The sequence below is a fragment of the Methylibium sp. genome (assembly GCF_013817345.1).
GTDB lineage: Bacteria > Pseudomonadota > Gammaproteobacteria > Burkholderiales > Burkholderiaceae_C > Methylibium.
Genome location: NZ_JACDCW010000119.1, coordinates 1 through 10,108, shown reverse-complemented (window position 1 = coordinate 10,108; position 10,108 = coordinate 1). Strand labels below are relative to the sequence as shown.

The following is a 10,108-nucleotide window of genomic DNA, read 5'->3' as shown; positions in this document are numbered from 1 at the left end:
GGCTTCGTGCGAGACTTCATTTCGGTGGTTCCTTTCTTTGCTTGCTAGGCACCTGCATTTTCGAATGCAGGCGAAAGGAACCGCCACCTCAGCTCACGCGTTCAACAACTTCTGGGACATCGCCCGTCATCGCCCGCATCAGCATCAAGCATGTCTTGCTTGCGGCAATGAGCGATCTGCTCGGATTTTGGAAGGGCTGAAATGGGGCGACGCTTTTGAATCGCAATGTCCTCGCAAATGTTTTGCAGACGGAGGCCTGGTTCCGGCCCATGCTCGATCGCATCGGCGACAGGCCGCTGACCATGGTGCGCGCGCTGCCGCTCTATCACATCTTTGCGTTGACTCTCTGCTTCATGATGGGGGCCCGATTCGGGGGCAAAGAACCTGCTGATAGCCAACCCGCGCGATATCGCCGGCTTGGGGGCGTGCTCGAATGTGCCGCAGTCGGCGTGCAAGATTTCAAGTCGGGCGAAGCAGTGAAATTGTTCGTCGTAAAGAAAGATCCGACTCTAAGCGAGGAGGATCTGTCGGACTATTGCAAAGAAAAATTCACTGACTACAAGCGGCCGAAATACAGTAAGCGGCCAGCCATTCCATCTTGATCCCCGGCGAATGGCATAGGAGCCTCGTGTCCACCTAAATTTTCCGTGGACACGTGAACACTATTCCCAACCAAATCAGCGATGGACGTCGGCGCCGTCGCACTCACAGCGCCGAGTTCAAGGCGCAGGTCATTGCGGCATGCCGCCAGCCCGGCGTATCAATCGCTGCGGTGGCGATGGCCAACGGCGTCAACGCGAACCTGGCTCGCCGCTGGGTTGTCGCGGCCGAGCAAGGCGCGACTGGCGGTGACCGGTTGGTCGCCGTCGTGAGCGGCGTTGCGCAGACGCCGGCCTTCGTGCCGGTGCAGTTGGCGTGCGCGTCGCCTACGCCCGACATCCGCATCGAGCTGCGCCGAGGCGCGACTGCGATCACCGTGCACTGGCCCAGTGCCGAGGCGGCGCAGTGCGCGGCCTGGATGCGAGAGTTGCTGCGGTGATCCGCGTCGACTCGTTGTGGCTCGCCGTGGAGCCCATGGACATGCGCGCCGGTGCTGAGCGGTTGCTGGCCAGCGTGGTTCAAGTCTTCGGTAGCGCCCAGGCGCACCACGGCTACCTGTTCGCCAACACGCGGGCCACACGCATCAAGCTGCTCGTGCACGACGGCTTCGGCGTGTGGTGCGCCGCGCGCAGGCTCAACGCCGGGCGCTTCGTGTGGCCGCGGGAGGCGAGCGCGGCAGCGGCGCCCATGGCCTTGACACAAGCGCAGTTCGACGCCCTGGTGCTGGGCTTGCCGTGGCAGCGGCTGACGCAAATGCAGAGCATCACGCGGATGTAATTGCCCTGCTGTAGTTCGGCGTCGCGTGGCCCGCGCAGGGCAATTGGCGCATGTCCGAATGGCTTCAACGCGAGGGTCTGGGCACACTGTGCGCATGCTCGATGTGCGCGCCCTCAACGCCCAAGACCTACGCGGTCTGAGCTCTGAGGCGCTGGTCACGGCGGCCGAGCAAATGCTCCAGCGCATCGGTGCGCAGAGCAAGCAACTCGACGAGCGCGACCAGCACATCGCAGCTCAAGATCGAGCCATCAAGTTCAAGGACGCCAAGCTCGAGAAGATCACCTTCGAGCTGGCGCGCCTGAAGGCTTGGCGCTTCGGCGCCAAGACCGAAGCGATGAACGCCGAGCAGCGGCAGATGTTCGACGAGGCGATGGCCGAGGACCAGGCCAGCCTGGAAGCACAACTGCTGGCCTTGCTGTGGCGCGTCAATCTGCCTGAGAGGCGCGCGACAATCTGGATAAGAACCATGTCGCGGCGAAGTGATGATGCCCGACATTTGATTGTCGCGGGCGTGATCTAGGCAGGCGGTTTATTGTCGCCAGGCCTTGGAACTCCGACGTTCTTCGGTGTCGCGAAGGTCGCCGGGCGACCGGCGCCGACCTGTTTGCGCTCGATGGCGGTGCGCCGGCGGTAGCTCTCCACGTTCATCTCGAAGATCGTTGAGTGATGCACGAGGCGGTCGACGGCGGCCAGCGTCATCGCCGGGTCCTGGAACACCTTGCCCCATTCGCCGAAGGGCTGGTTGGCCGTGATGATCATCGAGCGGCGCTCGTAACGCGTGCTGATCAACTCGAACAGCGCCGAGGTCTCTGCCTGATCCTTGGTGACGTAGGCCAGATCGTCGAGGATGAGCACGTCGAAGTGATCCAGGCGGTTGAGGGCCGCTTCGAGTGCCAGCTCACGGCGGGCAAGTTGCAGCCGCTGCACGAGGTCCGACGTGCGCGCGAACAGCACGCGCCAGCCCTTCTCCAGCAGCGCCAGTCCGATCGCCGACGACAAGTGCGACTTGCCGCCACCCGGCGGCCCGAGCAGAAGCAGATTGGCGCCGTTGCGCAGCCACTCGTCGCCTGCGCACAGCGCCGCTACCTGCGCCTTGGAGATCATCGGCACCGAGTTGAAGTCGAAGTTGTCCAGCGTCTTGCCTGGCAGCAACTTGGCCTCGGCCAGATGGCGCTCGATGCGCCGGCGGTCACGCTCGGCCAACTCGTTCTCGGCAATGACGGTGAGCAGGCGTGCGGCCGGCCAGCCCTCCTTGTCCGACTGCTCGGCGAACGTGGCCCAGATCTGTTTGGTCGCCGGCAGGCGCAGCTCCGACAGCAGCAAGGTCAGGCGCGCGGCATCGAAGTTCTCGTTCATGCCGCCACCTCCACGTCCGTCATGACGCTCGACGTCATGCCCGACTCCACCAACACGTCATAGGAGCTCAACGAGGCCAGGTGCACGAACACGTCCGGTAATCGCGCCGGATCCGGCGCGAAGCGCAGCAGCAGCGCATTGATGTCGGGCAGTCGCCGCTGGTCGAGATCGTCGGCGAGCACGAGCGCCAGCTGCGCCTCGCAGGCGCGGTCGTGCGCCAGGCTCAGCAGGGCCACCATCATCTTGCAGGCGGCGCGCTCGGCGAGTTCCTCGCGCAGGAAGTCGAACGTCAGCCGGTAGGCCTCGCGCGGGAAGAGCTGATCGCGGTAGACCAGACTGAGCAGCGCCATCGGCTTGCGTCGCAGGGCATGGATGACGTGGTGGTAGTCGACAACGTGGCCGTGCTTGCCATTGACACCGCCGCGGCCCCGCTCGAGTGTCATCAGCAAGGTTGCCCCGAGCAGCAGCTCGAGCCGGTCGTCGTACAGCCGAACGCGCAGGCGATGCCCGATCAGGCGCGACGGCACGGTGTAGAAGACCTTGCGCAGGGTGAAGCCACCCGACGAGGTGACGTAGACGAAGGTCTCCTCGTAGTCGCAGGTGCGGTCCCGGGGCAGCGCCTGCAGCAACGCCCGTTCCGCGTCGATGCGCTTGCCGTTGCGCGCGTTCTTGCGGCTGACGATCTCGTCGATGAAGCGGCGGTACGCCGCGAGGTCGGCGAACTCGACCGCGCCGCGCAGCAGCAGCGCATCGTGGACCGCGCTCTTCAGGTGCCCGTGCGCGCTCTCGATCGAACCGTTCTCGTGGGCCACCCCGCGGTTGTTGCGGGTCGGCTCCATCAGGTAGTGCGCGCACAGCGCGTCGTAGCGTGAGGTCAGATCCTCCCGTGCGTCGGCGTCCAGGTTGCGGAACGCCGCCGACAGACTGTCGCTGCGGTGCTCGCGCGGCGCGCCACCGAGCGCCCACAACGCGTTTTGCAGGCCCTCGGCGAGCGCCACGTAGCTCTCGCCGCCCAGGATGACGTGGGCGTGCTCGAACCCCGAGCAGACGAGCCTGAAGTGGTACAGCCGGTGGTCGAGTTGGAGGCCGCCCACCGTGACGCCGAGATCGCCCATCTCGGTGAAGTCGGACAGACCCATGCGGCCGGCTTCGTGCACCTGGCGGAAGATCACTTCGCGGTCCTGCCCGTTCAACGCACGCCACGTCCGGATCCGTCGCTCTAGGGTTCGTCGAACGCCAGGTTCGAGCCGCGTGTGACGTCGCCTCAACTCATCGAAGATGGCCACCGGCCGGATGCCGGGGGCGGACTGCAGCAAAGGGATGACCTCGGCGTCGAAAATGTCGGCGAGCGGGTCGGCCCGGCGTCGCTCGCGCGACGTCTTCTTGGCCGACGGCAGCCGCGGGTCGTGTTCGATGCGGTACGCGCTGGCGACGCTGATTCCGGCCTGCGCTGCCGCGACGGGCAACGCCTTGGAGACCTTGAGCTTCATATACAACCTCATCTGATGATCGTGGATGTGACGTCCAGGCACGGCCGGGCCTCGCAAATTCGAGAAACCCGTTGGTACCTGATCCACCGCGATCACCGACGGGGCGCCCCCGCGGGGGCGCCCCTTCGCAAGTGCGGGCGGGCGCCTGACGGGCTACTCCCGCCAGCCTCCCGCCTGCACTTCGCTTCTCACCTTGATTGACGCGCTCTTCTCATCCTGATTGACGCTGAACACCCGGTGTTCCTGGTCCGACCCGCTGCTGCGCAGCACGAAGCCTCTGCCGCTCCACTTCGCGTGATGGCGAGCTTCGGGCCGGACTGGGAGCTGCACGTTCACGTCCTCAAGCGTCGTGGCCCCGTCCACGACGGTGTCACACCGAGCCTAGTCTGCTTCAACTGGGGGTCACGCTCACCGCCGGCGTTCTTGGTCAAGGTCGGCGGGCAATCAGCGTGGCGTCCACCGCCGTGCCGCTACGCCGCATCAGGCCTTTGTGTTGCAGCAGATCGCAGACCACACGCAGCTCTCCACGGCCAAGTCGTGGCGCTCGAACAGGTGGCGAAAGCGCGGGATGATCGTCTCGTCGGGCAGCCGGGCACAGCACTGTCGAATCAGGCCAGGTCCGGGTTGCTTCATCATGACCACCATCGCCGCGTCGGCGCTCGTCTCAGACAAGACGAGTCCGCACTGAGTTGGCAACCAGTTTTAAAGTGGCTGGCTCAATGCTGTCGTGAGTTCCCTGAGAGCATGACGCATCGGGAGCCGGTCTGGTGAAATGGTTTCAGACACCTGTTCGACGCCAGACATTCAATGGAAACTGGAGGGATGAACCCTCTTATAAAATTGGCTCCCCACGTTACAAAGACAAATGGCTGTCAAGTCTCGGCTGTCAAAAGCGTTACAAGAATGCGGCGAAATCGGGCGGGCTGAAGGACGCACCAGCGGTGAAACGGGCTCACTTTACGGACGGTCGAGCGTTCGAGGTCCTTCAGCGTAGCGACGGTGGTCGCTGAAGCGGCCTCCGCCTCGCGTGGCTCAAGGCGTGAAAATCGACGGCGCGCCCGCTTAGCAACGTAGCGGCACCAGTTAGGCATCACAGCGGCATCAGTTGGGCACGAACGGAAGTTGTTGCCTCTACGTTGCCTAGCTAGGCACCAGCAAGGCATCAGTTAGGCAACAACGACTCCCAAGGCGCCGAAGTCGCTTGGGTGTTGCCAAGTTTGGCAACAGCGACGCGCGTACTTGTCGTTTTCCAGTCTTGGTGTTTGATTCACTCCCGTCGGACCACTTTTTCCAGAAAACCGTCGCAACCCCCCGGGGGGTTGCTACCGATTTCTGGAATTCCAGGAATCGGCAGCAAAACGGCAGCTTTGAAACTTGTCAAGTTGGAAGAGTTGCCGCTTAAATGTGGGGCCGATTCGTCTACGTTCGTAGATGTTTCTCAAGGGCGCCACGGCGACCGGCTCCGCCCGAATCCGAAGACTCGACAACTCGGCCGCCTTGACCGGCTCTTGCCAGCTCGCGTGTTGTGCAGCGTTCAGTCGACCTCGTCGACGAACCTTGGCCTGCGGTACGACCGGACCAGGTCCAACTCCCCCGCCACCAGCGGCTGCCCATCGGCCGCGGTGATGCCGCGCAAGCCAACGCCGAAGGCCTGGAAGCCGAGCTTGCTCCAGCCCGCGCTGTAGTCCAGCCGGTCGTGGTGGTGTCCGTGGAAGACCGTCCTCACCTTCATCGCCCGGGCCAAGTCATCAAGCAGCTCGAACCCGTTCGGATGGCAACTCGGCGCCTCGTGCATGACCAGCACGTCGGCTTCCAGCGCCGCGAGCGCGTCCACCGACTGCGGGTAGATGCTCGACCAATGACGCAGGGGAGGACCGTCGCGCCACCGGTCCCACGGGCCCGTCGCGTGCGCATGCAGGGCCGCATCCTGGAAGCGCGGCTCGGCGGGCGGGTACCAGACCTTCTCCCTGAACACACCGCCCAAGCCGGCCACTCGCGTGCCATCGGGTAGCGTCACGACCCGCCCGTGCAGGTTGCGGTCCGCCATCTCCGAGTCCCAGACGTGGCGGAACCCATCTTCCGAGTCCGTGTCGTGGTTCCCGTGGATGAACCAAGTCCTGTGCGCAACCGGCCCGAGGTCCAGGTGCAGCGGCCGGCGCGGCTGCAGATCGCCGAGCAGGATGACCGCGCTGGCCCGGGTCTCCATCGCCACCCGTACGATGTGGTCGAAGTGCCCGTGGGGGTCACCGCATAACAGCAAGTTCCCGCTCACAGCGTCTCCTCGATGCGCCGCACGAATGCCTGAGTCGCATCCTCGACACGCTCCAGCCCGCGGGCCTCCATCCACCGCTGCCAGACGTATAGGCCGTCGCCGTTCTGCCCGTCCCGGCCGCACAGCTCGTAGACCCGCCCGGTCTTGGTCAGCGCCTGCCGAGTGCTGGCATCGAAGGCCTCGACCCGTGAGCTGACCCGCCCTTCCCGGCTTGCGCCGTTCCAGCCGACCAGATGATGGTCGCCGTTGTCCAGCCGGAAGACCATCCAGCACTCCAGTCGGATGACCGGCTCCTGGTCCACACCCGGCACGGTCCACGCGCCGCCGATGAGTCCGGTCAGCCCGAGGTTGGTCGGTTGTTTCATGCGCTCCTCCTGATTGACGAGTGTTGCGGTGCTACAGCTTCAGTGCGTCATCGCGTCGCTGGTCAAGCCGAGCTCGGGCCACAGGTCGGCCTCCTCGATGACGTCGCGCTTTTCGCTGATGGCGGTCGCCACCGCCTTCTCGACCGTGCGCAGCATCTGCCGCGGGCTCAAATGGGCCAGCAGGTAGTGGCACTTCGGGTCCAGGCGCACCCGCTCCTCGAGCCCGATGCGCTTAAGCGCCGAAGCCGCCACCCTTCTTGCCGTCTCGACCGCCTCCCGCGGCTGCGGCGGCTCGATGACAAAGACCTCAAAGCGGCTCAGGATGGACGGCTCGATGCCGCGCACGCCGTTGGCAGTCGCGATGTAGGTGACCAAGCTGGCGTCGAACTGGATGCCAACCGACTGGTCTGCCATTCGACGCGCGGTGACGGGCTCAAGCACCCCGTGCAGCTCGGCCAGCGGCTTGTTGGCGTGGGTGCTGGAGTCGATGGTCGCCTTGTCCAGTTCGTCTAGCAGGATGAGCGGGTTGGCGTATTCGCCCTGGCACAGCAGCTCGAACAGCAATCCAGTCGAGGAGTTCCCCCAGTGGGAATCAGTGCCGGCGAGGGCATTGCCAGCGCTGGGCTGGTCGTAGCCGATGGCCGCGTGCGGCACGGCGAGCAGTTCTGCGACACGTTGGCTGAAGTGCGTCTTGCCCACGCCGGGCGGGCCGAGCAGCAGCATCGGCGGGATGCGCACAGGGCGCGGGGCGACCTCGGCCAGTGCGAGCGTGTGCTTCAGCAGCCGCAGTGGCGCACGGAAGTGCGGCATCTCGCGCTCGAGCGATTCCAGCTGGGCACGGGAGTCGCCGCTGCGAGCGTAGCGGCGGTCGGGGCCGGAGTTGACCAGGCGCTCGACCATCGATTTGAGTCGCTTGCCGACGTCGGTGTCGGCGCTGCGATGCTGTCGGTCCTCGAGGAAGGCTCCGCTGTGAAGCGCGTCGAACTGCAGCAGCACGCGGTGACATTCCCGCGAAGGCTCGGCGCCCCAGGCTGCGTGCCACGCCGGACCCGCAGGTGCTGATTCGGCAGGCTCAGGTTCAGGCGCCTTCTCGGGCAAAACCTCGACACGTGGCTTGAGGCGGTCCTTCACCTGGCGCTCCACGAGGATGTCCTCGATGACGTGCCGCGGCAGCGCAAGCCACTCCCCGCCCTTGCCGACTGTCCAGAACTCGTAGCCGGCGGGCAGCGAAGAAGCACCTGATGATTGTTTGGCCATCATTTCGTATCCAACTGGACGAACGAGGGAGCCAACCAGGAGCGCTCGACGGCGTGGCGGACGCGCTGGTACAGCGAATGGTCCACTTCGTCCGAGCCAGGAACGAGCAGGCCGCGGACGGTGCTCGCCAAGACGGCGTCGTGGCGCTCCATCAGGTCGCAGGCTGGCAGGACGCGCAGGCGTGTCATCACGTGCGGCTCCAGTTCAGGGCCCGCGCGCAGGAGGTCGTGGCTGACCTGAGGGTCGACCAGTTTGCCGAGGTCGAACAGCAGTGCCGCCAGGGTCGCGGCGTCGCGCTCTGCCTCGGACGGGTGCTGTGCGGTGTAGGCCAGTTCGGCGGCGTGCACGCTTTGCTCGAACAACCCACCAGGTCTCGCGTGGTGGTCGAGTGCAGCCGTCCGGCGGAAGAAGCGAAGCTGGGTACGGCCGCTGGCCATGACGGACATGAAGAGGGCTTGAGCGGCTGGCGAGAGCCGGCCGAGCAGCAAGCGCAGGCGCTGCAGGTCAGCAAGCTGGACGCACGGAACGCTCGGCAGCCAAGCCGCCTGAACCAGTGGTGAAGCCCGCTCGAAAACACTCACCCGCACGCCTTGCTCGTCACGCTGGAGCCGCAGCGCAAGCCAGCTCCCGTCCTCCACGTCCAGCAGCACGTCACGATTGCCCCGCACTTGCAGCTTGCCGACCGAAGTCTGAACGGCGCAGACGAACTGGCCGGCCCAGAGAAGCTTGCGGCTCTCGATTCGGCCAAGAAGAGAGAACGCATGGCGGGCCGGGTGCAGCCCGGCGACATCGATGGTGGCGGTGAGCATGGGTGAGTCCTTTTGGGGCATACCTTGCGGGGAGCCCGACAGCAGGCACCCATCCAATTGCCTGAAGTGCCGAAACGGTGGAGGCCGCTGCACTTGAGCGCTGCAGGCGCGCTACTTCAGTTGCTTGAGCAACTGGTAGTAGTGCTCGCGGACCTCGACGAGAGCCGGGTCGAGGCCTCGGGGACCGCGGCGAAGGCCGACTTGGCCGTGGCTCCAGAAGTCGAGCGAGGCCAAGGCCTCGTCGCGCTTGCGCACGAGATGAGGCAGCAGCCGCTCGATGAGCAGCCTGGCGAACTTGCCGGTGTAGTTCAGCGTGTAGCAGGTACGCCGGCGACCGACGACATGTTTGAGTTCGTGGATGGGCGCTGCGAGGCCGACGGCCTCGCAGAAGTGCTCCAGCACCGGTCGATTGTTCTGGCTGATATGAACGCCCAGACGGTAGCTGATGCGCCGACGGTCGAGACTCGCCTGCTTCGCAATGTGGATGCAGCCCTCGCCGTCGACGAAGCCACCGGCCCACGCCAGCGAGATGTCGTCATATGAAGACTTAGAGGAATCCGCAAGGGAGCGAGGAGTTTTGCCGGGGGTCATGACAATGAGCCAGTAGTAGACTGATAGACACTATACCAAGCTACATGCGGTTTGTCTAGCGATGCGACATGGCGCATGTCTGTCGGTCGGCTACCATTGCTTGATGGAGTCGTCGGACAGTCGCTCGCAGTTGAACGTGCGGATCAGCCCGCAGGGCGCAAAGCTCATCGACAAGAAACGCATCGAGCTGAGCAAGCAGGGCGCAACCATTCCCTCGAGGTCGGACGTGCTGCGCTTCGCGCTTGCCGCCTACCTCGGCGTCGATGTCAGCGAGCTGGGAGTCGATGGGAGGCAAACCGCTCGCCGCCAGTGACGATGTCCCTGCTATCGCGCCTCGTCGTCGTCGACGTCGCCTTTGCGGGGCGTCTCAGGTCAAGCGCCTGCCAGCAGCTTGCATGACGAGCCAGACTTGGCGGCCCGGGCCGATCGTCGCGGCCATGCGACATACGGGGAGCTATCGCCCCGCCGGTGCCGGGCACCAGGCTTGCTCAGACTGATCGTTGCGCGTCCGCTTCATTTGCCGGACTGCGAACGCGACTCGATTCGAGAGGAAGTACGTGCTCGCAGCATCGATCGGTGACAACGAACAGC

Annotated in this window: 13 protein-coding genes and 1 pseudogene; 6 read left to right on the top strand and 8 right to left on the bottom strand. The window is 65.0% G+C overall.

Annotated features, from left to right (window positions below):
• The 5 genes from H0W40_RS17320 to H0W40_RS17300 all read left to right on the top strand — a co-directional run.
• On the top strand, nt 1–200 hold a 200-nt coding region (locus H0W40_RS17320), incomplete at its 5' end, for a hypothetical protein (protein ID WP_292448711.1).
• A 69-nt stretch (nt 201–269) separates the two neighbouring features.
• The gene (locus tag H0W40_RS17315; RefSeq protein WP_292448709.1) at nt 270–602 is read left to right on the top strand and encodes a hypothetical protein; all 333 of its coding nucleotides are present in this window, start codon (nt 270–272) and stop codon (nt 600–602) included.
• Between the two features lie 53 nt (nt 603–655).
• On the top strand, nt 656–1,039 hold the full coding sequence (locus H0W40_RS17310) for a transposase (protein ID WP_292448706.1): 384 nt from the start codon (nt 656–658) through the stop codon (nt 1,037–1,039).
• On the top strand, nt 1,036–1,377 hold the full coding sequence (gene tnpB, locus H0W40_RS17305; RefSeq protein WP_292448704.1) for an IS66 family insertion sequence element accessory protein TnpB: 342 nt from the start codon (nt 1,036–1,038) through the stop codon (nt 1,375–1,377). The genes H0W40_RS17310 and tnpB overlap by 4 nt, the downstream gene beginning before the upstream one ends.
• Nucleotides 1,378–1,471: 94 nt before the next feature.
• Nucleotides 1,472–1,897, top strand: a complete 426-nt coding sequence (locus tag H0W40_RS17300; protein ID WP_292448701.1) for a transposase — start codon at nt 1,472–1,474, stop codon at nt 1,895–1,897.
• On the opposite strand, the gene istB is transcribed toward H0W40_RS17300, so the two are convergent.
• From istB to H0W40_RS17260, 8 genes and pseudogenes are all read right to left on the bottom strand, one after another.
• Entirely contained in the window at nt 1,894–2,733 is an 840-nt protein-coding gene (gene istB, locus H0W40_RS17295; protein WP_292448699.1) for an IS21-like element helper ATPase IstB, read from the bottom strand. The genes H0W40_RS17300 and istB overlap by 4 nt on opposite strands.
• Nucleotides 2,730–4,235, bottom strand: coding sequence for an IS21 family transposase (gene istA, locus H0W40_RS17290; RefSeq protein WP_292448697.1), 1,506 nt, complete (start codon nt 4,233–4,235; stop codon nt 2,730–2,732). Before istA ends, istB begins: the two co-directional genes overlap by 4 nt.
• A 362-nt stretch (nt 4,236–4,597) precedes the next feature.
• A pseudogene (locus tag H0W40_RS17285) lies at nt 4,598–4,817 on the bottom strand (IS5/IS1182 family transposase); the annotation flags it as partial.
• Nucleotides 4,818–5,757: 940 nt separating this feature from the next.
• Nucleotides 5,758–6,495 (bottom strand): metallophosphoesterase, encoded by a 738-nt coding sequence (locus tag H0W40_RS17280; protein WP_292448695.1) that lies wholly within the window; start codon nt 6,493–6,495, stop codon nt 5,758–5,760.
• Nucleotides 6,492–6,860: a hypothetical protein gene (locus H0W40_RS17275; protein WP_292448693.1), complete on the bottom strand. Its 369-nt coding sequence runs from the start codon at nt 6,858–6,860 to the stop codon at nt 6,492–6,494. The genes H0W40_RS17280 and H0W40_RS17275 overlap by 4 nt, the downstream gene beginning before the upstream one ends.
• Nucleotides 6,861–6,899: 39 nt before the next feature.
• Nucleotides 6,900–8,120: an AAA family ATPase gene (locus tag H0W40_RS17270; RefSeq protein WP_292448691.1), complete on the bottom strand. Its 1,221-nt coding sequence runs from the start codon at nt 8,118–8,120 to the stop codon at nt 6,900–6,902.
• The gene (locus H0W40_RS17265; protein ID WP_292448688.1) at nt 8,117–8,926 is read right to left on the bottom strand and encodes a hypothetical protein; all 810 of its coding nucleotides are present in this window, start codon (nt 8,924–8,926) and stop codon (nt 8,117–8,119) included. The genes H0W40_RS17270 and H0W40_RS17265 overlap by 4 nt, the downstream gene beginning before the upstream one ends.
• 111 nt (nt 8,927–9,037) lie before the next feature.
• The gene (locus tag H0W40_RS17260; protein ID WP_292448687.1) at nt 9,038–9,517 is read right to left on the bottom strand and encodes a hypothetical protein; all 480 of its coding nucleotides are present in this window, start codon (nt 9,515–9,517) and stop codon (nt 9,038–9,040) included.
• A 136-nt stretch (nt 9,518–9,653) separates the two neighbouring features.
• On the opposite strand from H0W40_RS17260, the gene H0W40_RS17255 reads away from it, so the two are divergent.
• Nucleotides 9,654–9,830: a hypothetical protein gene (locus tag H0W40_RS17255; RefSeq protein WP_292448686.1), complete on the top strand. Its 177-nt coding sequence runs from the start codon at nt 9,654–9,656 to the stop codon at nt 9,828–9,830.
• Nucleotides 9,831–10,108: the final 278 nt, after the last annotated feature.